Raw genomic sequence first — 24618 nt, forward strand, 5'->3', positions numbered from 1 at the left:
CTGTAATTTTTTATGTAGCCCCTATCTTGCTGACAGCAGTTTATCTGGATGCATAAACAAGTGATCGATAATTGCTGCTGCCGCTCCTATTAATTGTGCATCTTCCTTAAATTGTGACCTTTTAATGATGGTTTTATTGTGCTTATCATACAGGCTGCGGTTGTTCACGATGTGAGTGATGGTTTCCAAGCCTAGAGGATACCCATGCATAATCGCACCGCCAATAATTATTTCTTCCGGATTAAGGATATTGGCTGCATTGGCAATACCAACGCCTAAGTAATTGGCTGCTTCCTCCAATAATTGCTTGGCAAGCGCATCTCCTTGATTGGCAGCTGTGAAAATTGCTTCCAATTTTATTTCCTGCTCCCTGTCAATTGAGGAGGAAACCTTGCTCGTCAATCGCTGCTTTTCTATTTCTGCTTTTTTTATCAGGGCTATGCCCGATGCGAATGTCTCCAAACAGCCGTAACTTCCACAGCTGCACTTCGGGCCATTCATGTCAATGGTATGATGGCCGATCTCGCCGGCTCCGTTTAAAAAACCCCGGTAGATTTCCCCTTGAACAATCAGCCCGCCGCCTATCCCCTGATCCGCCAAAACATAAAGCATGCTGTCCTTTTTTTGGGATGAGCCAAACCAGTGCTCTCCCAATGCAGCTGCGTTGGCATCCCTTTCCACTACTACCGGAAGGCGGTGCCTGCTTTCTAACTGTTCAGCGATCTTTAAATGGCCGATTTCTTTTAGATTGGGAGGCGTCAGGATCATACCTTGCTGAGAATCAACAGGTCCTGGTGATGAGACTCCGATGCCTTTCGTTCGTTCTTTACAGCTGCCTAGCAGCTGATCAACTAACAGATGTACATGGTCTGTAATCGATGCTTGCTCTTCCTGGTTATGGATAGATTTGCTGACGGTATCGATAACTTCTCCTCGAATATTAATTTTGGCAGCTTGAATGTTATCCACATTTATATCAACACTTATCACCTGATTTTTCGTACTCAATCGATATAGTGCCGGCTTTCTGCCTCCAAGGGACGCCCCCATGCCGCTCTCTTCAATGATGTCTGCGGCAAGCAATTCCTGGACAATATTAGAAATAGACATAAACGACAGCTCTGTTCGTTCGGCTAAATCAGCCTTAGAAACAGGTCCATGCTTTCGAAGTTCATGCATCACAACCGTACGATTTTGTTTTTTCATTATATCTGCATTGCTTCTTGTTGATGTTTTCTTCATGGCCTGCCCCCTTATCATTTGGCTTATTAAAACGGTTTTAATAAGTCTAGCTTATAATGATTCTCCAAAAAAAGCAACACCACTGATTAACCCTTTAAACCGCCTTTGAAAATCCACTAAAGTTATACACAGTCTTGTCCACAGCAACCTCATCAACTGTGTTATTCACAAGTTTTCCTACGGCTATGAACAAGTTATCCACTGATTTTATCCACACATTATTTGATTGCAAGCTTATTTTGTGGAAGAATAAATGTTCGCCACCATATATGGTCAGTTATCCTCAATTACATCCACAGGGTGTGCATAACTATGTTAGTTTCTCCAAATAAAAAAGCGGTCTGTGTGGAATTTGATTTCCATACAGACCGCTTTTCGTCTAATTTTTAGAGGTTTATGCCCTTTTTTCCTTCATGAGTTTAACGATTCTTCACATTTGCCGTGAAAATCGCCATCTCACCTTGAATGCGCATGCCTTCGAGACCCGAAGAGGAGGCTGCCTCATATCCGGTCTATGCTTCCTTTCGGCAATGATTTCCCGATTTAGATGGACCTCTGTTGATTCCATGAAGAGCGATCGGTGGTGACGCCTGCGGGAACAGCACGAGCCGAAGATCCACTTGGTCAAGTGATCTTCTTGACCAAGTTAGCTGAGGCCGTGCCCGCGGCAAGCATCCACCGACAAGCGATTGGTTCAACAACAAACGTTGACAGCCCCTTCAGATTAAAACGCACTTTTTCAGTGGCCTCTCCTGTGAATCTGCTTTTTTTATTTAATTGTCCATAATAAGACCCTGTGCAGTAGAGTTTTTTTGTCTACTACACAGGGTACAGTTTATATTGATCCAGCTTTGCTTTTCGTTATTAATATTCTTGAGAAGACAAGGAAACCGTCGTTTCTCTACGTTCGCCGTCGCGATAATAAGTGATCGCCATTTCATCGCCTACTTGTTTCTCCTGGTAAAGGTGTTTTCGCAGGCCAATGACGTCTTGAATAGGCTCTCCGTCCAATTCGGTAATAACGTCCAGTTCTTGAAGCCCTGCTTGATCAGCAGGTGACATCGGCTCAATGCTTCTTAAATAGATGCCGCCCTCTACATCTTTCGGCAGGTTCAGCTTCCGCTGCCATTCTACCTGGGCTACTTCCTCAAGCGAATATGCTTCTACACCTAAGTATGGGCGGGTAACTGTCCCTTCCTGTTCCAACTGCTCGATGATGGGAGTCGCGCTGTCAATCGGGATGGCGAAACCTATGCCTTCCACAGAGGATTGCGCGATTTTCATCGAGTTAATGCCAATTAATTGGCCGCTCATGTTAATTAATGCACCGCCGCTGTTTCCGGGATTTATCGCTGCATCTGTTTGGATAACCTCTGCCTGCCAATCGGCCCGGCCGTCACCGTCAAAGTCCTGAGGAATTGCCCGTTGTTTGCCGCTGATAATTCCTTGGGTTACCGACCCGGAAAACATCAAACCAAGCGGATTGCCAATTGCTATTGCCGGTTCTCCGACCTTTACATTCTCAGAATTGCCAACCTCGATTACTTTGTCCACTTGGGCAGCATCCATCTCCAGCACTGCTAAGTCAGTAAACACATCGCTTCCCAGCAGTTGTGCAGATACGTGCGTTTCATCAGAAAGAACCACTTCAAGTTCATCGGCACCTTCTATCACATGGTGATTGGTAACTACGAAAGCACGGTCGTTCTCTGTTTTATAAATAACGCCAGATCCTGTGCCAGCTTGGCCTGATTGTTCCTGCTGCCAGAAATTCGTCGAGGATTGGATGTTTACTACTCCTACGACAGCAGGGGTAACCTCGCCGACAACCTTCGTTATTTGGGTGGAAACATCGACATTCATATTTGCTGTTGTCCCACCTTGAGTCTCTGTATCTCCGTTACCCTGGGTAATTTCATTGCCAGCTTCCTGCTGGTCAGAATAAAAAGGGAGTAAATCAGCTGCTTGTAAAGCTGGCAACGCCAGAATAATTATCAGTGCGCCGATTACAGCCCCGATGAGAGAAGGCAGGAACCAACCCTGCTTCCGCCTGTTGGACCTGTTTACCTGGTGATGATCATCATAATAGCCCATCACACCCATCCTTTCTGCCATTCAAACGCTAATGTTCAACTACTTTATTGTTTCCTATCTAAATACGGATTAAACTACTTCATACAATGGGGTCGGAACTTTCGGGTCTGTGTCATGCAAATGCAATTTATCGCCGATAGAAAAGCCATATTCGCTTAAATAGTTTTGCACCGACATACGAGCCAATTCTTTCATGTTGTTATCTTTGCTTAAATGGGCCAAATAAATACGTTTTGTCTGGTCACCGATAATTTCGCTTAAGGCCAATGCACAGTCATCATTGGAGACATGCCCGCTGTCTCCGAGGATTCGCCGTTTAACGTTCCATGGATACCTTCCCATCCGTAGCATCGAAACGTCATGGTTTGATTCAAAAATATAAGCATCGGCATTTTCCACCGTTTTTTTTATTCGCTCGGATACATAACCCAAATCGGTAACTAGTGCTACTTTTTTCCCTTCATGATGAAAAGTGAAAAACATCGGTTCTGCTGCATCATGGGAAACGCCGAATGACTCCACATCCAAGTCGCCAAACGTTTTCGTTTCCTCCATATTGAAAAGAAACTTTTGATCGAGGGCAATCTTTCCGATCGATCCGGCCATCGCCTTCCATGTTTTTTCGTTAGCAAAAATGGGCAGCTGATACCTTCTCGCCATGATGCCCAGCCCTTTTATATGATCACTGTGCTCATGGGTGACTAACAATTTCGTCAAACTGTTCGGGTCAATATCCACTTCCGCAAGCAAACGCTCCAATTCCTTGCCGCTCACACCTGCATCCACTAAAATTTTCTCTTTCTCTGTTGCTATATAAAATGCATTGCCAGTGCTTCCAGAAGCAAGCACACTAAAGCTTAATGTCATTCTTCACCACTCACCCTTGTTGATTCCAACAAATCGCTGAAAGTATTTCGCAAATAATCCATATCTTCCTCTTCTAAAAGGGTCGTTCTGAGGCCATCCTGGGCTCGTCTAATCGAGTTTCTGATAAACATCGGGTTATCATGGGATGAAAATTGGCCTTCGAAGCCCATTACCACATAATGCTTGGATTCATTAATCGTAATATCCCATGAAGGAATAAACACCTGCTGTCCTTCATTAAGGTCCACAAACGAATAGTAACCGACTTCCGGCTGCTCGGTAATTTCTGAATCAAGTGTCAGCTCACCAGCATTATACAGGTTAGAGACGGCTTTAAAAGCAGATATCATACTTTTTGGTTCCTTTCTGTCAACTTCATCGAGAGCTGCCTGGATATAACTGGTGATTTCGTTGTCTTTGTTGACAAATGCTGCAATAAAGCCGCTCTGGCTATAATAGATTGGCTTACTGTTATTCGTTTGAAAGAAAATCAAAGCTCCTGTGACTTCATCCTGTCCCCAATAGACATACTCACTGCCAAACAGCATGTTTTCCGTGACTTTCACTTCCTTTTCTGACTTGGTGCTGTCAGCCTCAATCGGTATCGGTTCCTTAAATTGAGAAAAGAGAAGGTCTCCATCACTTAAAATGAAAGCATCCTGCTCTCTCCTGGCAGTCAGTTCTGTTAAATCATCCTCTGTAAAATCCCTTGCTTTGAACGTGATAAATGAATCTTTAGGAGTTTCCCCGGGAAGGTTATCCAGCCCTTTAATATTCTCTTTTATCACTTCCTCCTGCGAGGAATAAGGATTAGATTCTGATGGCGCCCGGGAATCTATCACACTGAGAAATTGCTGCAGTAAAAAGATATCCAAAATAAGAAAACATAGGATAAAAAGCGTTTTTATTTGGTTCCACTGCATTTTTATCCCTCCTCTAATCCGGACAATTCACTTAAATCCAACTCACTCCAGCCTCCGCCATCCTTTTTAAACCACGTGGGTTCAAGTCTGACAGAAATGCCTTCATCTACTAACTTATAACCAATCATGATATCTTTAATTCCGCTGCTTCCTTTCGTGTTATCCAAGAAGTTAACGATATCCGTTCCCATCGGTAAATTGGAAGGACTGCCATAATCAAAGGAATCTCCCAACTGAAACAGCGGACGGTTGTATTTATAAGGCTGGTTTCTCCATACAATGTTAATGGTTGCCAGCTGATCCATCTCGCCGAATACTGGATATTCTTTATAAACGAGACGGTAAGTGACTTCGTTTTGCTGGGCGTTCAATTCATACAGCTGGTATTCATCTTGGGAGGAATTGGTCCAGCCTTTGTGGGTATTTAAAAAATTAACCGTTTGATTGACCAGCTCCCAATTGTCTATTCTTCTGTTTTCCGGGAGCGGATTAATATATTCCATATATTTTTCGCTTTCGTGGGCTCTAAGTTCCCGGATACCATCAGAATAGGAGCGTCCGCCGCCTTCCATCCGGTTGGATTTCAATACTTCCCGATTCAACAACAACGAATTCAATAGCGGATCCAGCTCTGCTGTGGTAGTAAAGGCATCCGCAGAAAAGGTAAGCTCTTTTAGTTCGCGAGATTCCCTCGGAAGGTAAATAGGTGTATCCGCACCAGCCTCATAACGAATATAGTCGATCTGGTCATCGATTTCAGCATATTTTTCCACAAGGTTGGCGGCATTGGCATTTTGGACCGTTGACTCCATACTCATCATTGCTTCTGTATTAAAAAACGTCATATTTATGGTGTCGTCTTCGTTTAAGCGGAGAAAAATCCGGTCGAAAGAACCTCGCTGCACCTGCTCGATGTTATGGTCCTCTACTGTGAACAAATCTCTGATAGCGCTGGCGGGAACTTCTAAAGGAAAGATCAATTCCACCATATATTCATCGCTGTCCGGCAATTCCTGGTCCGTTTTTATTCCTTCTTCAAAGCCGATTAAGGACCAATCTTGCATTTTCCTGTAAAGCTCATCCTGCCTCGTTTTATCATTAAAACCCGAATAGCTGCCATTAGAGTTGATAATAACCTTCGAAGGCTCCACAATGCTTTTTTTGGTCTCTTCTTTCCCGCCTCGTAACGTTTCGTTCGTATAATTGCTGTTGTCCAGCTCATCATAATTAGGCTGATAGTTCCAAATACCAAGTGTCAACAATAAGCTGGCTGCTATCAAAATCGATAATGCTACCGTTTTTAAGAATTCACGCTTCATCGTTTATCTCCTCCGCTTCTCTTGATCAGCGGCAGTGTAAAGTAAACAGTCGTTCCTTTACCTTCTTTGCTTTCCGCCCATATTTGGCCATGGTGGGCTTCGATAATTTCTTTGGCTATCGCCAGTCCAAGTCCGGTTCCGCCCAAATTCCGAGAACGGGCTTTATCCGCACGATAAAAACGATCAAAGATTTTATCGACCTTTTCCTGGGCGATCCCCATTCCCTCGTCAGAAACGGAAACCGTCAGCTTATTACGGTTTTTAGCCGCATTAAACGTAAGCGTTCCGCCACCCGGAGAGTATTTAATAGCATTCGATATAATATTATCGATTACCTGGGTCATCTTGTCCTTATCGATCCAGACATAAGATTCACTGTTCGGCAGCTGCCGGTTGAGTATAATATCATCGGCCTTGTTCATCTCAAAACGGTCAATGATGTTGTGGAAAAAGGTAATAAAGTTGACTCTCTCCATATATAAGTCAGTCGTCTTGTTATCCATTTTCGATAGCTGCAAGAGATCATTAACAAGACGTATCATGCGGTCTGTTTCATTTTGCGTAACATCCAGGAATTTGGGAGCAATTTCTTTGTCCTCCCAGGCACCATCTGTTAATGCTTCCAGATAACTTCGCATCGTTGTCAATGGCGTCCTTAGCTCATGAGAAACATTCGACACGAACTCTCTTCGTTCTTTTTCTACTTTTTCCTGTTCTGTTACATCGCTGATTACAGTAATAAAGCCGCCGATCTTTCCATCTTCATCCTGAATGACAGAAAAATTAGCCTTGATTAAATAAAATTCTTCATCATCGCTGAAGTCAATTGTTACAGAGCCGGTATCTGTCTGAATATCATCGGTGATTTCATCCTCTAAATGCAGTACTTCAATCAATGGTTTCCCTTTTACTTGATCAAATTCTTTGCGCATTAAATAGAGTGCCGGTTCATTCATAAGCGTTACTTTTCCGGTTTCATCCGTAGCAATCACACCGTCTGACATGTTGGACAACACCGAGCTAAGCTTCCTTCGCTCCCCTTCAGTCGCTAAGTGGGCCTGCTTGAGTTTGTCATTCATATCATTAAACGTAGTCGCCAACTGCCCGATTTCATCTGTTCCATATACGTTCACTTTTTGGGAAAAGTCACCTGTCGACACGATTTTTGCCTGTTTACGCATCTCGGTAATTGGCTTTGTAATCGTTCGGGCTACCAAAATCCCCAAAATCGCAGAAATCGCAACAGCTAGTCCGGTACCTTTGGCAAAAATATCATTAATACTTGCCAGCTGCTCATAGATCCCTTCCATGGAAGCCTCTATATAGAGAATCCCTACTGGTTCATCCTCGTCGCCAATCGGTAAAATCCTGACTTTCATCCGTTTGTTGGTCTCCGGGTCTCTTACCACACTGTTCTCTTCCTGGCCGTAAATAAATGCCCGCGTAATTCTCGGGTCTCCAGTAATCCGGCTTCCGATAATATTGCTGTCTATGACATTTTTGGCGCCAACTACCCGGTATTGCCTGTCTAACACTTGCAATGTGGAAAAAACACCGCTGTCCACCCGGTTCAAGATGTTCTGGACATCTTCTTCCAATGTCGGTCCTTCTTCGTCTTCCGGCCGCTCCTTTTGGAAAGCCTGCTCTAAATAGTACGTCAATCCATCAATCCGCTCTTCAATCGTTGCATCAAAATTCTCTTTTAAGTTATCTTCCAGCCTCAAAGCAAAGTAAGAACCGATCACTTGGATTGCCAATAGTAATAATAAAATATAAATAATGACGATTTTTAGCCGAATCGACTGAAAAAAGCCCACTTTCTTCATAAAGCATTACTCCTGTTCAGGGTTACGCAAATAATACCCAACACCTCTTCTAGTTACGATCCATATTGGGGTACTTGGATTATCCTCGATTTTTTCTCTCAATCTGCGGACAGTAACATCAACGGTACGGACATCGCCATAGTAATCATAACCCCATACGGTTTCCAGCAAATGCTCCCTGGTCATTACTTGTCCAATATGCCTTGCCAGATAATGAAGCAGTTCAAATTCCCGGTGGGTCAACTCTACCTGTGCACCATCACGGGTGACTGTATATGCATCGGGATGGATAATCAAGCTTCCAATTTTGATATCCTTATTGGCTCGGCTGTTGTCTTCCGGTACTACCTGCTGCCGTCTTAGATTGGCTTTGACCCGGGCGATTACTTCTCTATTACTGAATGGCTTGGTAACATAATCATCCGCGCCAAGTTCCAAGCCCAGCACCTTGTCGATTTCGGCATCTTTTGCGGTAATCATAATGATAGGCATTGTATGGTTCTTCCTCACTTCACGGCAAACCTCGTTGCCATCTTTGTTGGGGAGCATAATATCCAGCAAAAGAAGATCCGGATTTTCTTTATTTGTTACCTCAATAGCTTCATCGCCATCATATGCACAGACTACCTGGTAGCCTTCTTTTTCAAGATTGAATTTCAATATATCTGCAATTGGTTTTTCGTCATCTACTACAAGAATTTTTTGACTCAATTTTGCCACATCCTTTTCTTACTCTGATAGTTTTATTTTAACGTACTTTCACTTGTCTGTCTTTTGTCACCCTATTTGGCGCAAAATGATATATTAAGAGAACGAGCAGAAACTGTACAAAAGCCCTTGTCATTTCATTGACAAGGGCTGCATCGTTTACTTTAGTAGGTAAATCTATTATTCAGTTTGTTAGAAAAGATTTGCCGGGTTTTGTAAGGAACCGTTCTTGTACACTTCAAAGTGCAAATGCACGCCGGTTGAATTCCCAGTAGAACCCATTACCCCTATTTTACTACCTTTCGTAACTGTTTGTCCAGCACTGGTACTAATCGAAGCCAAATGTGCATAAACAGTGCGGTAGCCGTTTTTATGGTCAATGATTACCTTGTTGCCATAACCACCGCCGTCCCATCCTGCTGAGACTACAACTCCGTTATCTGCAGCAAGGATTGAACGATTGCTGACACCTGCTATGTCGATACCTTTATGGTGTGAACCCCATCTTTGCCCGACATGGCTGGTAATACTGCCTCCGACAGCAGGCCACTGAAAGGAGCCGCTACCTTTCGTCTCTTTTACTTTTGTTCCTTTAATAACTATTTCTTTTACTGGTTCGCTTATCGTTTTTTCGTCAATAACCTGCTTCGAAACAATCTGGCCGTTTTTCTTTTCAATCGCATATGTTACCTCTTTTGTTCCGGTCTTTCCTTCTTGTTTTACTTCCGTCTCGCCTTTATAAAGCTTATCAGAATCAACGGTTTCCTGCTCATAGGCGATCGTTTCTTCCTCGACAGCTTCTTCCTCCGCAATCACATGCAAAAACGGCTGGTGGTTTGTTACCTGGATCTCCTGGTCGATTTGCAGCAAGGATTCTTCGGTTAAATCAGGGTTCAACTTAAGCAATTCATCTATATCCAAGTTATACTTGCTGGCAATTTCACCTAGCACTTCGCCTTCTTTAACGTAATGGACCGTTTCTTTGGCAGTGCCTTTCTGCAACAAGTCCATTGCTTGTTTTTCATCCAGTATTTCACCAAAGTCTGCCTTATCTTCCACATAGGAAATCTCTTCTGAAAGCTTCACTTTCTTAACCACCGATTCGCCAGCGGCTAAATCCGTGTCTGCTGATTCTTCTTCTGCCAGCTTTTCGAGACTATCAGTATCTACATACTTTTGTTTATATTTAGTCAGAACGTCCTCTGCTGCTTGTTTACTTTTAAAGGGACCGATCATATCGTCGCCTATTTTCAGTTGGTATGCTTTTGCCTTTACAGTCAGCTGACTATCCAATGCTTCTGTTATCTGTTCTTCGTCTGTCGAAGGATCAAAGACCTTTTCAGGGACGTAGGTAATTTCCTGGGCCGTTGTCAGCGAGAATCCCTCAACCTTTTCCTGTTCATTTACCAGCATGTCATTGACAAACCCCTCGATGGTTTCTTTGTCATCTACCGTTCCTACATGCTCTCCATCCAAATAAACATGAAAAATAGTAGCAAGTTCATCTTCTGCAGCATGGGCGACATTAAAAGTCAGGCCAATACCAAGCAAGGCAATGACAGCTGCTTTCGTGAAAATCTTCGCTGTTTTTTTTCTAGTTGCATTCGCGTGCTGCTTCTTTCCATCCTTCATCTTCCACATAGCCAGTGTCCTCCTAAATCGTTCCGTTCTATATCCGAGTCTATTATTACACTATCTTAATCTACCATAGGTAATAGAGAGAATGACACCGTTTCTGGACAGATGTAAACAAACTGTATAAAAGCTGGGAAAAATAACCTAGTTAGCCAGCTTTTAAGCGCTCTATTAGTGTATTAGGTTAAATAAAGTGTAAAATTACTATTTACTATGCTGTAAATTTTTCATTTTTGTTACAAAACTATCTCTAAATAACAACAACCCAAGAGAAAGTCCGTTTAAAAGTAAGCAAAAAAAGGTATTGTACTAGTTTTTGATGTATCCATGTGGTTAAAAAAGGTTAGGACACAACATACATCCACTTGCAAAAGCCGAATGGTTACCGAATAGGAAGTTTTAAAAGACATCTTAAAGCATTCGATTGATGATGCTATGGATATAAACGGAGCTGTAACAGTTGGTGATACCTTAATAACGTGTCTCAAGTAAATCTTAAGCATTTGTGTACTGCTGAAAACAGACGCAGACTCAGTGGAGGAAATCCACGGAGACTCCTGCGGGAGGGAAGGCCTCGGTGAGACCCCGCAGAGTGCAAGCTCGAGGAGGCTCACCAGCCGCCCGCGGAAAGCGTAGTGGATTTCCGCAGCGGTCGTTATGCAAGGTAGTGAGAACAGCCGTATCAGCGCAGGCAGAATGCGTAGACTCCCCGTGGAACAGCACGAGTGTGCAGACCTCGGAAGAAGCCATTTCTGCTTCTGAGGACAAGCTTCGGCAGCGACTCATCGCACGCAGAAAATGCCTCCTTATTTTTCAAGGAGGCTGAGGCCGTTGAGGCCGTGCCTACGAAAAGCGAAATATGCTGCCTGAGCAAGTTGAAGCATCCAATCTTGTTAGAAGGAAGAAATAGAGTATATTAAGCTGTAGAAAAAAATCGAACGAGTTCGAATCCTAAGGATTTCGAATCATCGTTCGATTATTGCTTTAGCTTTTGTCCCAAGCTCTGGGTATTTTCATCTATTAGCTATAAACACTTCTTACCACATTGGTTTGTTTGCGGTCAGGCCCTACAGAGAAAACCGACAGTGGGATTTCCGTTAATTGGGAAATCCGCTCTAAATAATGGCGGGCATTTTCCGGTAATTCATGGAGGCTTCTAACTCCTGTAATGTCTTCTGTCCATCCTGGCATTTCTTCATAAACAGGTTCACATTCCGCCAGATCCCTTAAGCTTGCTGGAAACTCATGGATTGTTTCCCCTTTGTATTGATAGGCTGTGCAAATCTTCAATGTTTCAATTCCTGTCAAAACATCCAGTGAATTCAAGGACAGGTCAGTTATGCCGCTGACACGGCGGGCATGGCGGACAACAACACTGTCAAACCAGCCAACACGACGCGGGCGGCCTGTAGTCGTACCATACTCTTTGCCGACTTCCCTGATTTTGTTTCCTATTTCATCATGTAATTCCGTCGGAAACGGTCCGTCTCCTACCCTGGTCGTGTAAGCTTTAGAGACGCCTACTACATGGTTGATCTTCGATGGTCCCACTCCTGAACCAATGGTTACTCCACCGGCAATTGGATTGGAGGATGTTACGAATGGATAAGTCCCCTGGTCGATATCGAGCATCACTCCTTGGGCTCCTTCAAATAACACCCTGCGTCCTTCATCAAGTGCATCATTTAAGACAACGGACGTATCGCAGACATAATCCTTTACTTGTTGTCCGTATTCAAAGTACTCCTCTAGAATATCTTCTACCTTCAAGGTATCTGTCTCGTACACCTTTTCAAATAAGCGGTTTTTATCTTTTAAGTTTTGTTCCAGCTTTTCTCTAAATGCCTCTTTATCCAATAGATCAGCAATTCTGATACCGACACGGGCTGCCTTATCCATGTAAGCAGGGCCTATGCCTTTCTTGGTCGTTCCAATTTTATTGATGCCCTTTTCTTCTTCTTGCAGAGCATCCAGCTTCAAGTGATATGGAAGGATAACATGGGCGCGGTTGCTGATACGCAGGTTATCCGTTGATACCCCTTTATCATGTAAGTATTTTAGTTCTTCCACCAATGCTTTAGGATCGATCACCATGCCGTTTCCTAGTACACAAGTCTTATCATTAAAGAAAATCCCTGAAGGAATTAAATGTAGTTTATAAGTAATGCCATCAAATTTAATCGTATGTCCAGCATTATTGCCGCCTTGATATCTGGCTACAACTTCTGCATTTTGTGATAGAAAATCCGTTATTTTACCTTTACCCTCATCGCCCCATTGGGTCCCGACTACAACTACTGAGGACATATAGGCACCTCCGCCGCAAAATTATTTATTAGTTGTTAATTCCAAAGTAAGTTTACCAACCCAAAACAACAATGTCAATTGTATATACGAACATTACAAACGAAAATCAATTCTTTGTTCGTGAATACAACAGGTATTGTTCTGCTCCTTCCATAATAAAAAGCAGACTGTCTCGTCTGCTTTTTATAGTTTACTCTATATGCTTAAGATTAACCGCCGGCTGCTCCAACAGGCGGGATGTCACTTTCTTGATAGCGGTGGTCTAAGTCGACGAACTTATTATATTCTTTTACGAATGCTAATTCGACGGTACCGACCGGACCGTTACGCTGCTTGGCGAGGATGATTTCAATGATGTTCTGTTTCTCGGATTCCTGATCGTAGTAGTCATCCCTATATAAGAAGCCTACGATATCTGCATCCTGCTCAATACTTCCTGATTCTCTTAAGTCGGACATCATCGGACGCTTGTCCTGACGAGATTCAACCCCACGGGAAAGCTGGGACAAAGCAATCAAAGGTACATTTAATTCTCTGGCTAGCGCTTTTAAGGAACGGGATATTTCCGAAACTTCCTGCTGCCTGTTTTCTTTCGAGTTGGCACTTCCCTGAATCAATTGCAAGTAATCAATCAAAATCATTCCAAGCCCATGCTCCTGCTTCAACCTTCTGCATTTACTTCTAATATCGCTGACACGGATGCCCGGTGTATCATCAATAAAAATGCCGGCGTTGGACAGGCTCCCCATTGCCATCGTCAGCTTGCTCCAATCCTCAGCTTCCAGCTTTCCTGTCCGAAGCCGCTGGGCGTCGATATTCCCTTCCGCACACAGCATACGGGACACCAATTGTTCCGCACCCATTTCCAAGCTGAAGATAGCTACATTCTCTTCCGTATGGATGGAAACGTTCTGGGCGATATTTAAGGCAAATGCCGTTTTACCAACCGATGGACGAGCAGCAATGATAATTAAATCGTTACGCTGAAAACCGGACGTCATTTGATCTAAGTCACGGTAGCCAGTGGCTATTCCGGTTACAGTTTCGTCATGGTGGTGCAATTGTTCGATGTTGTCATAAACCTCGATCAATACATCCTTAATATTTTGAAAAGCTCCCGAGTTTTTCCGCTGCGAAACTTCCAATATACTTTTCTCTGCATCGTTCAGGACGTCGCTTACCTCATCCTCTTTCGAAAAACTGTCCGTGACGATATCTGTCGCTGTCCGTATTAATCGTCTCAACAATGCTTTTTCTTCAACTATCTTACTATAGTATTCTATATTTGCCGCCGTAGGTACCGAGTTTGCCAGATCACTTAAATACGAAACCCCGCCAATCTCATCAAGTATCTTTGTGTTCGATAGAGCAGTAGTCACCGTAACCAGGTCGATCGGTTCTCCTTTATCGGATAAGCTTGTCATTACACCGAAAATACGCTGGTGGCTTGCCCGGTAAAAATCGTCCGGCACTAAAATTTCTGAGGCTCTTGATAAAGCTTCCGGTTCTAAAAAAACCGCCCCAAGAACAGCTTGTTCAGCTTCAATGTTATGAGGCGGTGTACGATCGTTCCATTGTTCATTCATACCTTTATCTTTTCCTCCTTTGCTTGGAAAAGGAAGCGAGCTGCCGCCAGAGCCAGCAGCCCCTTCTTTGAAGACTTCTCATGCTGTTGAATGTTTAAAAATTCCTTTAACGGATGATCCGCTCTAGTTTACTTCGCTTCAGCAACGTGAACCTTCACTGTTCCGGATACTTCTGGATGAATTTTCACAGGAACATTCGTATATCCAAGTGCTCGAATCGGTTCATCTAATTCAATCTTCCGTTTATCTATCTTTATCTTATGGTTTTTCTTAAGCTCTTCAGAGATTTGTTTGCTTGTAATCGAGCCGAACAACCGGCCGCCTTCTCCAGATTTGGCTGTCAATTCGACGGTAAGGCTTTCTAGCTTTTCTTTTAGTTGTTTCGCCTCTTCTACTTCTTCTTGTTCTTTTTGCTGTTCTTTATTTTGTTTTGCTTCCAAGGCCTTCATATTTCCAGCAGTTGCCTCTTCTGCTAAATTGTTTTTCAATAGATAATTACGGGCATAACCGTCTGATACGTTCTTTACTTCTCCGCGTTTTCCTTTACCCTTTACGTCTTTTAAGAAAATTACTTTCATTCTGAAGTTCCCCCTTCAAAGTATTCATCGATAATTTCCTTCAGCTGGCTTGTTGCATCTTCTACAGATGAATCATCCAGCTGCGTTGCAGCGTTTGTTAAATGTCCGCCGCCATTCATCCGTTCCATAATGACCTGTACATTCACGTCGCCCAACGACCTGGCACTTATACCAATTCGATTGTCTGCCCTTTCCGAGATAACAAAAGAGGCTACGATTCCACTCATTGTTAGTAGTGTATCAGCGGCCTGGGCAATCACAACCGGCCCGAATGTTTCTCCAGGATCTCCCGTTGAGATAGCAATGCCGTCCCGATATATGTGAGTGTGTTCGATTAAACGGCTTCGCTTCACGTAAATTTCCAGGTCTTCTTTCATGAATTTCTGGACAAGAACCGTATCCGCACCCTTGGACCTTAAATAGGATGCTGCGTCGAATGTCCGTGATCCCGTTCTGAGGGTGAAACTCTTCGTATCTACAATAATGCCTGCTAGTAAAGCTGTCGATTCAAGCATGGTCAGCTTCAAATTCTTAGGCTGGTACTCGAGTAACTCGGTTACCAATTCAGCCGTTGATGAAGCATAAGGCTCCATATAGACTAGCGTAGGGTGGTTTATAAACTCTTCTGCACGTCTATGATGATCGATGACCACGACATGCTCTGTCTTACTGAGCAGCTTCTCTTCTGCGACCATAGAAGGTTTATGGGTATCCACCACGACCAGCAATGTGTTCTTCGTAACAGTATCCAATGCGGTATCCGGATCTACAAAGTAAGAACGCAGCTCTTCGTTTTCATTTATTTCTTCGACCAAACGCTGGACGCCAGTATCCACATCCTCCGGGTCCATGATAATCCGGCCCTCTACATCACTTGCCTGGGCAATTTTCAGGATACCTATGGCAGCTCCTATCGAATCCATGTCTGGAGACTTGTGGCCCATGATTAACACTTTGTCGCTCTCCCGGACCAGCTGGGTCATAGCATGCGAGATCACCCGCGCCCTGACTCTCGTCCGTTTTTCCATAGGATTCGTTTTTCCGCCATAAAAACGGACCTTCCCTGATTCCTCTTTAATGGTAACCTGGTCGCCTCCGCGTCCGAGGGCAAGATCAAGGCTTGACTGGGCAAGTTCTCCTAAGTTAGGTAAAGATACTCCGCCAAGCCCAATTCCGATGCTCAACGTCAGCGGTACGTTTTTATCTGAAATCAATTCCCTGACTTCATCCAATATCTCGAATTTCGTTTTTTCCAGCTGATTTAAAATCTGCTGATTCATAACTGCCAGGAATCGCTCCTGCGAAGTTCTTTTTAAATAAATACCGTATTCTGTCGACCACTCATTCAAAATTGATGTTACTTTTGAATTGATCTGGCTCTTCGCGGTATCATCCATGGCTTGCGTGATTTCTTCATAGTTATCCAGAAAGATAATGCCAAGCACTGTTTGTTCATTGTGGTACAGATTCTGGATTTCCGTCTGCTTGGTCCGGTCAAAAAAGTATAACAATCGTTCATCCTTTTTGATTAGTACCTGGAATTTATAATCCTCCATTGGCAGCCAAATCTCGTGGTTATCCTCCTTTACCTTTAAAACAAGGTCTTCGGATAGTTCATTTAACGATTTACCAACAAGGGAATCCTCTTCCTTCAGCCTATTCATATATGGATTGGTCCATTCGATGGCATAGTCCTCACTATATAATACAATACCAATCGGCATTTCGAGAAGCGCCTCTTCTCCCACCTTTTTAACACGGTAAGAGAGTGTTGATATATATTCTTCCGTTTCGTTAATCATCATTAATTCTTGTCGATAGCTATAATATAAAGAAAAAGCTAAAAATACTGTCATAATTAAGCCAAGCATCCACTGGTAATACCAAAGAAACCCGAGGAATACCAAGGATAAGATATAGATAAACCATAGATGGCTGCCCATTGTTGGCTTTTTAAATAATTCTGGCATGAAAGTCAGCTCCTAAACCCTTTTCTGAGCTTATTTTTTATCATTGGCGATTCTATCCCGTAAAGAGAATCCTAAATCAATTATACCTAAGATTCGCAGAAGATACAGTCCTATAAAGGGAAAAAGAATCGTAATAATTATAGTAATAATTGGAATCGCTTTTGATTTTCCCTTTTTAAAAGTATAAAAGAAGATAAATGATAATCCTTGCAAGGCAACAAATATTCCTGCCAGATTGGTGACATTTACAGCTCCTACATACCATAGGCTTTCAGTATCTCCGTATAACCAGGTGACTACAAGGGCTGCAAAATAAATCCACACTAACGAGACCGGCAGGCGGAATTCCCTAAACGGAGGAAACGCCAATTCCCGCTTGTCCAATAGACGCAGCGTTTTGTAGCCGATCCACTGGCTGGCCAAGCCTAGCAGCATAGCAATCACTACTAAAATGACTGGCAGTAAATCAAGGATTTGCCTCATTTGATCTGTGATTGTTTGAAGGTTTTCCGAACTGAACGCCATTCCGAAATCCGTTAGAATCTGTTGGCTTTGTTCAATAGATTCATTTATCGACTTATTCATTTCGCTGATTATATTGAGGCTAAACAGCCATTGGACAGTTAAAAACGTCAAAACCAGACCGATAACAAATCCTACGGTTCCTCTGGCCCAAGTCTCATAAGCTGTCAAGTTTTGAGATACTGCACTGCCGATCATCAGGCCGCCAATCACTGTCAGTAACACTAGCGGCAGTGCTGCTAAGGATAGTATCAAGACAGATGCCAATCCAATGATGACAGCCAGTCCTGAAGCACTTTTCCATCCATGCCTTGCTGTAAAAACAATGAATGGTAAAGGTAACAAAAACAGCGTGACAATTTCAATCAGTGGAACAAATAATGTGACAAATAACAATAGTATATATAGAACAGCAATGACTGCTCCCTCTTTTATTAAGTTTTGGTTGTCCATGCAGCGGCACCTCTTTTTCCACTCGCTTCTTAATTACATGATAACATGCTAGCAATAGGATTCTTTTTTTATGCGGCCCAGATCCTCTGCCCTGTTAGAAAAAGCACAGCAAATACGCTGTGCTTTTTCTTATCGTCAAATGGCCTGTTCTGCCATAAACCATAGAGAGCAAAAGACCACTAACCTAATGAAATCCACTAACCGATTATAAACGACCAGAGGGTGTTTTTACAAATCAAACTATCTTTTGTTATGTCTAATTGGCAGGTGTTACAAATTATTTGGCAATATTGCATAGCTGTTTACTTCCAGCGGTTTTCCCTGTAAGCTGTTTTTAATTAAACTAGAAAAGGAGAAGCCCCGATGATTAAAGCGATTTTCTTTGATTTGGATGACACCTTGCTATGGGACAAAAAAAGTGTCAAAGAGGCATTTAAAGCGACCTGCCTGGCCGCCCATGATAAATATGGGATAGACGCAAGCCTTCTGGAAGAAAAAGTGAGAGAAAAAGCCAGTGAGGTATATGCTGGGTATGATACATATGAGTTCACACAGCTAATTGGCATAAACCCTTTTGAAGGGTTATGGGGTGAGTTTCTGGACGACGGAGAAAATTTCCGGAAAATGAGCCAGTTAATGCCAGATTACCGTAAACAAGCCTGGGCAAAGGGTCTGCAAGCAGTTGGCATAAACGATGCCACACTAGCTGCCGAGTTAGCCGAGCGATTTCCAAAGGAAAGAAAAAAACACCCATATATATATGAAGAAACCTTTCAAGTTCTCGATCAGCTAAAAGAGAGTTACCAGTTGATACTGCTAACCAATGGTTCTCCTGATCTACAGCATACCAAGCTGCAGCTTTCTCCTGAAATTCCCCCGTATTTTGACCAGATTGTAATATCAGGGGACTTTGGAAAAGGGAAACCAGATCCTGCTATCTTTGAACATGCATTACAGTTCGTTTCTGCAGAAAAGGATGAAGTCCTGATGGTAGGTGATAACTTGATGACTGACATTTTAGGTGCTTCACGGGCGGGTATTACTTCTGTATGGATCAACAGGCAGGAAGCTCAAGCAAAGGAAGTTATCCCTAGTTATGAGATCACTAGTCTCGACGAGTTATTTCCCATTATTCAACAATTAAACAAACGCTGAGGTTGGGGCATAACATACATCCACAGGCAAAAACCGAACGAAAACAGCATAGGAAATCTTCAAAGGCCATCTTCAAGCATTCATTGTCGACGAAAAGGAATATATATGGCGATTAACAGTATTATCGGAGAAGCGCTAGTACTGCGCTGCGGAAATACACTACGCTTTCCGCGGGCGGCTGGTGAGCCTCCTCGAGCTTGCGCTCTGCGGGGTCTCACCGAGGCCTTTTCTCCCGCAGGTGTCTCCGGGGATTTCCTCCACTGAAATTCTGGGACTGTTTTCAACCAACAGCCCTATCATCGCAGCCAAAAATGGCTCCTTTATTTTCAAGGGGGCTGAAGCCATGCCCGCGGAAAGCGAAGTATTCTGTCGGCGCAAGTAAGTACTGAGCCTTGTTTGAAGGATGAAATAGAGTTGTCACTGTGTCCGCAGGTTATATTAAACAATAGAAAAGAAAATCGAGCGAGCTCGAATCCTAAGGATTTCGAATCATCGTTCGATTTTTGCTTTAGCCAGGGACTACCAGTGACTTGAGGGGCTTCCCTCCCTGCTCCTTCAATAAGTCTAGCTCAAAAAGAAGAACCATCTTTTTGGCTTTCCTTTATCTTGAACAGGTCAGTCCATCCCCTTCGTCACTATCGGTGTCCTACGCTTTTCTTTATAAATCAATGGCGGTTACGTGGTAGATGTCGGTTAGTTCTTTTAATTCATTTAATCCGTTTTCCTCCAAATGTTTGTCTATGGTCAGCATCATGATTGCATCTCCACCGGCATTTGATCGGCCTACCTGCATCGTCGCTATATTGATATCCTGCTGTGCTAACAGGCTCCCGACTCTACCGATAGCTCCCGGCTGGTCTTTATGGTGAATAAAGACCATATGGCCTGCTGGTGTGACATCGACACTGTAATTATCGACTTTGACTATTCTAGGGCCAAAGCCATTGAGCAATGTTCCAGAAACCCGCCGTTTCCCAGATTTTGTTTTTACCTCAACTGTCAGCAAATTGGTGAATCCTTTGGTTGATGAAGTTTTATGTTCATTGACAGTAATCCCCTTGCGGTCCGCTAAATAAGTTGCATTTACATCATTAACATGGTCACCTAAATGCCTTTTCAACAGCCCTTTTACCGTATTCCTCGTCAAGGGGGCTACTTCTACTTCCGTCAGATCGCCAGAGTAATAGATATTGATCTCTTCTGTAACCTCTTTGGTAAGATCGGTCAGAAAGGCGCCTAGTTTTTCTGCTAGGTCGAAATAAGGTGCGATTTTATTCATGATTTCCTTTGGAACAGATGGAAGATTAACCGGATTTCGTGCCAATCCTCCATTTAAAAAGCTCGCTACATCGTGGCTGACATCGATTGCTACATTCTCTTGGGCTTCCACCGTGCTGGCACCTAAATGAGGTGTAGCTATTACTTCTGGTAATTCTAATAATTTATGGTCCTGAATCGGTTCTTCTTCAAATACATCCAAAGCAGCTCCTGCTACTTTGCCATTTTTAATGGCATCGTATAAGTCATCTTCGTTAATAATACCTCCACGCGCACAGTTAACAATTTGGACACCGTCCTTCATAGATTGAAAGGCTTCCTTGTCGATTAGATGCCTAGTTTCTTTTAATAAAGGCGTGTGGACAGTGATGAAATCAGCGTCTTGTAAGACTTCCTGCAGTGTGCCATAGCCTATGCCCATTTTTTCTGCTTTTTCCTCGGTTAAAAATGGATCGTAGGCCTTGATGTTCATCCGCTGCCCTTTCGCCCGGGCAGCAACTTCCGCTCCAATCCGGCCAAGCCCTACAATACCGAGCGTTTTATTTTTTAATTCTACACCGATATATTTTTTTCTATCCCACTTATGATTTTTCAGCGCATAATAGGCCTGCGGAATATTCCTGGCCAAAGACATAATCATTGCCATCGTATGTTCTGCTGCCGAATTAGTATTCCCATCCGGTGCATTGACAACGATGATTCCATGCTCGGTGGCTGCCTCTAAATCAATATTATCAACTCCTACCCCGGCGCGTCCGACAATTTTCAATTTGGCAGCTTTGCTGATTAGCTCTCTTGTAACCTCTGTTTGGCTTCTTACTAATAGCGCGTCAAATTCAGAGATCCGCTCTGCAAGCTCGTCTGGCGAAAGGCCGGTTTCCATTACCACATGGATATTCTCTGCTTCTCGAAGAGGTTGAATTCCTTCTTCACTTAATGGGTCACTGATTAATATCCTAAAAGTCATCCTTGATCCTCCTACGAAATTTATTCTGACATTCAAAATCTATGAAACTCATGGTAAGAAACTAGTAGTTGAGGTAAACCTCCTGGGCCGCTCTTGTTCCTCTGCCCAGTTCTATCTCCTTGCCAACTTTTTTCAAGCCAATTTCCATTGCACCGATGACTTGTAAAACATCGGCAGGGGAGCAATATCCCATATGGCCAATCCGGAAAATTTCTCCTTTCATGTGTTGTTGACCTCCTGCAACAGATAGCCCGAACTCCTGCTTCACAACCTTTCGTAAGTCCTCTGCTTTGAAGTCCTCGGGCTTTATTGCTGTAACTGTTGGAGAAGCAGCTATTTCACTGGTCAGCAACGGCACCTTTAGTGCTCGAAACGCTTCCCTTGTCATTTCCATCATCAATCGGTGTCTGGCATAGACATTTGCAAGGCCTTCTTCCTCAATTAATAGCAGCACTTGATCTAAGCCGAACAAAAGGGATAATCCTGGCGTAAATGGTGTGGAATCCTTTAATTGGTTATCCCGGTATTTTCTTAAATCCAAATAAAAGCGGGATTGTTGATTTGCTTCAATAACCTTCCAAGCCCGATTGCTGGCAGCGATGAACGTTAGCCCTGCCGGCAGCATCATTGCTTTTTGGGAACCGGTCACCAAAACGTCAATTCCCCATTCATCCATTTTTGTCTCCACTCCTCCAACACAGGAAACGCCATCTACAACAAGGAGAGCATCTGAATGATTATGGACAGCTTCAGCAATTTCCTTTATTGGATTCAGGACTCCTGTAGATGTTTCGCAATAGGTTGTAAAGACCACCTTAATTTGTGGATGATCTTGCAAATATTGTTTGATGCTGTTTGGGTCAACTGCTTTTCCCCATTCCACATCATAGCGGTGGGCATTGATTTGATAAGCATCACAAATCTTAGTAAAACGGTCTCCGAAGGCGCCCGTGACTACAACAAGAACTTCGTCACCTGGCTGGACCGTGTTGACAACTGCGGTTTCCAACCCGGAAGTACCGCTGCCTGTAATTACCAACACTTCTTGATCAGTGCCAAAGATAGGCCTTAATCTCGGCCTTATGGCATGTAATAATTCCTTTGTTTCTCCTCCTCTATGCCCAATCATCGGTTGGGCCATCGCCCGCTGTACACTCGGCGGTATCGGTGTTGGTCCAGGTATTCTTAAAAGTTGCTGGTCTGGTAACATCTTCATTCTCCTCTCTTGTATAAGCACAGTATGGAAGCAAATAAATTTGCGTACTAAAAAAACTTTCCACCCCCTATTTGGTAAGGGGCGAAAAGTTATTATTTACGCGGTACCACCCTTTTTCGCTGTTGTGTATCCAATAACAGCCTTCATTGGCGCCATGCGTAACGTGCATGCAGCGGGCAATCCTACTAAAGATTCAGCTTGCCTATTCCGAAGTGCTATCCAAATATAGACAACGCTGGTTTGCACCAACCACCAGCTCTCTAAAGGCTGCCGTATATTGAACCTGTCTTCATCACTATATTTATGTAAAGATTTGAATTTTTATTTATCATAGCAGATTGAATATTATTGTCAATATATTTTGTCAATTTAAATTTGAAGCCTCAGAAGAGACCGCTTTCCATGAAAACGTTTCATCCATTGATATAAATAAGCGGACATTGAATTTTTATTGTTAAAAAAAATTATCATCACTTATTGCTTAATCACTCGAACGATGCTTGAAAGAAAAAGCACTTCTAAAGGTGGATGAAGAAGTGCTTTATTAGTGTTAGTCAATATCGATATTATTGCTGCTTTTCACATCTTTTGGTCCTCTGATTTCTAATATTCCATTATTGTACTTGGCTTTTGTTTTTTGCTTACGGACATTATAAGGCAGTTGTACAATCCTCTCAACGCCTTGGATTCTTCTTTCTCGGCGATAGTAGTTATTGACCTCATTCGATTCTTCTGTTTGTTGATCATCAATGACAGCTATTTTTATTTTGTCGCCCATAGGTTCAATTCTAATGTTCTCTTTTCTGACACCCGGGATATCTGCCTCGATTACCCACTCAGTTGCGGTTTCATAGAGATCGACAGCAATATGTGTTTTATGAAACAATGGCTGCTGAAATAGTGTATCAATAGAACTTAGCAATCCATTATACGGTGCGTTTTTAAAAAAATCTTCCATTTGCTCCATCGGATTGGTTTTTCTGGATTGACGTATCTTTCCATGGTTTTGAGTCTTGTCGTCCTCCATTCAAATTCCCCTTTCACCTATAAATATATATTCTTCTGATAGGATATGGCGGAAACTGTTGAACGGTATGGACGAATGACCCGAACGGGCGGCTATCAAGCTGAAATCTTAAAATATCGAGCAAACAAAAAATCCCTTTACTTTCGTTCCACTTAAGGAAATAAAGTAAAGGGATAATATATTACTCCGTCACGTATGGCAAAAGAGCCATTTGACGAGCACGTTTGATTGCTTTTGTCAGTTTACGCTGATATTTTGCAGAAGTTCCTGTTACACGACGAGGAAGAATTTTTCCACGCTCGGAAACGAAACGTCTTAGCAAATCAACATCTTTATAGTCAATGTGTGTGATGCCGTTAGCTGTGAAGTAACACACCTTACGACGCTTTGCACGACCACGACGAGCTGCCATAGGTATTACCTCCTTTTATTATGAATTTACAATGCTGTGACGCTTTGCCAACTTTTAGAATGGTAAATCATCATCAGATATATCTATAGGTTCCCCGTTATTGCTGAACGGGTCCTCTTCGTTTTGTTTTGAAAAATCATTGTTGTTTGATTGGTTCTGATTCGACTGGTATCCAGATGAACCTTGTCCTCCACCTTGGGATGATCCTTTGGTTTCAAGAAACTGGACAGTATCGGCCACTACTTCAGTGACAAACACTCTTTTTCCATCCTGGCCTTCAAAGCTTCGTGTTTGCAGGCGTCCGTCCACACCAACTAGGCTGCCTTTATTCATAAAGTTAGCCAGGTTTTCAGCGGCACGTCTCCATACAACACAATTGATAAAATCGGCTTCTCTGTTTCCTTGTTGGTTAGAAAAAGGACGATTAACAGCTAATGTGAAATTAGCCACAGCTACTCCATTTGGTGTATAGCGTAAGTCTGGATCCTTCGTTAACCTGCCTACAAGTACGACACGATTTAACATCAGAACCT

Annotated in this window: 19 protein-coding genes and 1 other annotated feature; of the genes, 1 reads left to right on the plus strand and 18 read right to left on the minus strand. The window is 43.0% G+C overall.

Translation table 11 applies throughout. The annotated features are described in order from the left end of the window. Window positions 1-21 precede the first annotated feature (21 nt). The 13 genes from BLR93_RS11260 to BLR93_RS11320 form a co-directional block, all read right to left on the minus strand. Window positions 22-1242 carry an ROK family transcriptional regulator gene (locus BLR93_RS11260; RefSeq protein ID WP_175559333.1) on the minus strand — a complete coding sequence of 407 codons (1221 nt, stop codon included), beginning with the start codon at window positions 1240-1242 and terminating at the stop codon, window positions 22-24. 864 nt (window positions 1243-2106) lie between these two features. Next, window positions 2107-3336 carry a S1C family serine protease gene (locus BLR93_RS11265; RefSeq protein ID WP_093214450.1) on the minus strand — a complete coding sequence of 410 codons (1230 nt, stop codon included), beginning with the start codon at window positions 3334-3336 and terminating at the stop codon, window positions 2107-2109. A gap of 69 nt (window positions 3337-3405) precedes the next feature. After that, the gene (locus tag BLR93_RS11270; protein WP_093214453.1) at window positions 3406-4203 is read right to left on the minus strand and encodes an MBL fold metallo-hydrolase; all 798 of its coding nucleotides are present in this window, start codon (window positions 4201-4203) and stop codon (window positions 3406-3408) included. Next, window positions 4200-5126 (minus strand): two-component system regulatory protein YycI, encoded by a 927-nt coding sequence (locus BLR93_RS11275; RefSeq protein WP_093214455.1) that lies wholly within the window; start codon window positions 5124-5126, stop codon window positions 4200-4202. The genes BLR93_RS11270 and BLR93_RS11275 overlap by 4 nt, the downstream gene beginning before the upstream one ends. 2 nt (window positions 5127-5128) lie before the next feature. Then, complete coding sequence (locus tag BLR93_RS11280) at window positions 5129-6445, minus strand: YycH family regulatory protein (RefSeq protein WP_093214458.1); 1317 nt, start codon at window positions 6443-6445, stop codon at window positions 5129-5131. Then, window positions 6442-8271 carry a cell wall metabolism sensor histidine kinase WalK gene (gene walK / locus BLR93_RS11285; protein WP_093214460.1) on the minus strand — a complete coding sequence of 610 codons (1830 nt, stop codon included), beginning with the start codon at window positions 8269-8271 and terminating at the stop codon, window positions 6442-6444. The genes BLR93_RS11280 and walK overlap by 4 nt, the downstream gene beginning before the upstream one ends. A 6-nt stretch (window positions 8272-8277) precedes the next feature. After that, entirely contained in the window at window positions 8278-8982 is a 705-nt protein-coding gene (gene yycF, locus BLR93_RS11290) for a response regulator YycF (protein ID WP_093214463.1), read from the minus strand. 189 nt (window positions 8983-9171) lie between these two features. Continuing rightward, window positions 9172-10620: a M23 family metallopeptidase gene (locus BLR93_RS11295; RefSeq protein ID WP_245690125.1), complete on the minus strand. Its 1449-nt coding sequence runs from the start codon at window positions 10618-10620 to the stop codon at window positions 9172-9174. A 1014-nt stretch (window positions 10621-11634) separates the two neighbouring features. Beyond that, entirely contained in the window at window positions 11635-12921 is a 1287-nt protein-coding gene (locus tag BLR93_RS11300) for an adenylosuccinate synthase (RefSeq protein ID WP_093214466.1), read from the minus strand. 209 nt (window positions 12922-13130) lie between these two features. After that, window positions 13131-14507, minus strand: a complete 1377-nt coding sequence (gene dnaB, locus BLR93_RS11305) for a replicative DNA helicase (RefSeq protein WP_093214469.1) — start codon at window positions 14505-14507, stop codon at window positions 13131-13133. Between the two features lie 128 nt (window positions 14508-14635). Further along, window positions 14636-15085, minus strand: a complete 450-nt coding sequence (rplI, locus tag BLR93_RS11310; protein WP_093214471.1) for a 50S ribosomal protein L9 — start codon at window positions 15083-15085, stop codon at window positions 14636-14638. After that, complete coding sequence (locus tag BLR93_RS11315) at window positions 15082-17055, minus strand: DHH family phosphoesterase (RefSeq protein WP_093214474.1); 1974 nt, start codon at window positions 17053-17055, stop codon at window positions 15082-15084. Before BLR93_RS11315 ends, rplI begins: the two co-directional genes overlap by 4 nt. Window positions 17056-17085: 30 nt before the next feature. Further along, window positions 17086-18030 (minus strand): YybS family protein, encoded by a 945-nt coding sequence (locus tag BLR93_RS11320; protein WP_093214476.1) that lies wholly within the window; start codon window positions 18028-18030, stop codon window positions 17086-17088. Window positions 18031-18393: 363 nt separating this feature from the next. Here BLR93_RS11320 and BLR93_RS11325 point away from each other — a divergent pair, with 363 nt between their 5' ends. Next, entirely contained in the window at window positions 18394-19185 is a 792-nt protein-coding gene (locus BLR93_RS11325) for an HAD family hydrolase (RefSeq protein ID WP_093214479.1), read from the plus strand. 658 nt (window positions 19186-19843) lie between these two features. On the opposite strand, the gene serA is transcribed toward BLR93_RS11325, so the two are convergent. The 5 genes from serA to ssb form a co-directional block, all read right to left on the minus strand. Next, complete coding sequence (serA, locus tag BLR93_RS11330; RefSeq protein ID WP_093214481.1) at window positions 19844-21430, minus strand: phosphoglycerate dehydrogenase; 1587 nt, start codon at window positions 21428-21430, stop codon at window positions 19844-19846. A 61-nt stretch (window positions 21431-21491) separates the two neighbouring features. Then, window positions 21492-22640, minus strand: a complete 1149-nt coding sequence (locus tag BLR93_RS11335; protein ID WP_093214484.1) for a pyridoxal-phosphate-dependent aminotransferase family protein — start codon at window positions 22638-22640, stop codon at window positions 21492-21494. 80 nt (window positions 22641-22720) lie between these two features. Continuing rightward, window positions 22721-22951, minus strand: a binding site (T-box leader). A gap of 245 nt (window positions 22952-23196) precedes the next feature. Beyond that, window positions 23197-23673, minus strand: a complete 477-nt coding sequence (locus tag BLR93_RS11340) for an Hsp20/alpha crystallin family protein (RefSeq protein WP_093214486.1) — start codon at window positions 23671-23673, stop codon at window positions 23197-23199. Window positions 23674-23854: 181 nt separating this feature from the next. Next, complete coding sequence (rpsR, locus tag BLR93_RS11345) at window positions 23855-24085, minus strand: 30S ribosomal protein S18 (protein ID WP_026568902.1); 231 nt, start codon at window positions 24083-24085, stop codon at window positions 23855-23857. A gap of 54 nt (window positions 24086-24139) precedes the next feature. Beyond that, on the minus strand, window positions 24140-24610 hold the full coding sequence (gene ssb, locus BLR93_RS11350) for a single-stranded DNA-binding protein (protein WP_093214489.1): 471 nt from the start codon (window positions 24608-24610) through the stop codon (window positions 24140-24142). Between the last annotated feature and the right edge of the window lie 8 nt (window positions 24611-24618).

Source organism: Sediminibacillus albus (assembly GCF_900101125.1).
Lineage (GTDB): Bacteria > Bacillota > Bacilli > Bacillales > Amphibacillaceae > Sediminibacillus > Sediminibacillus albus.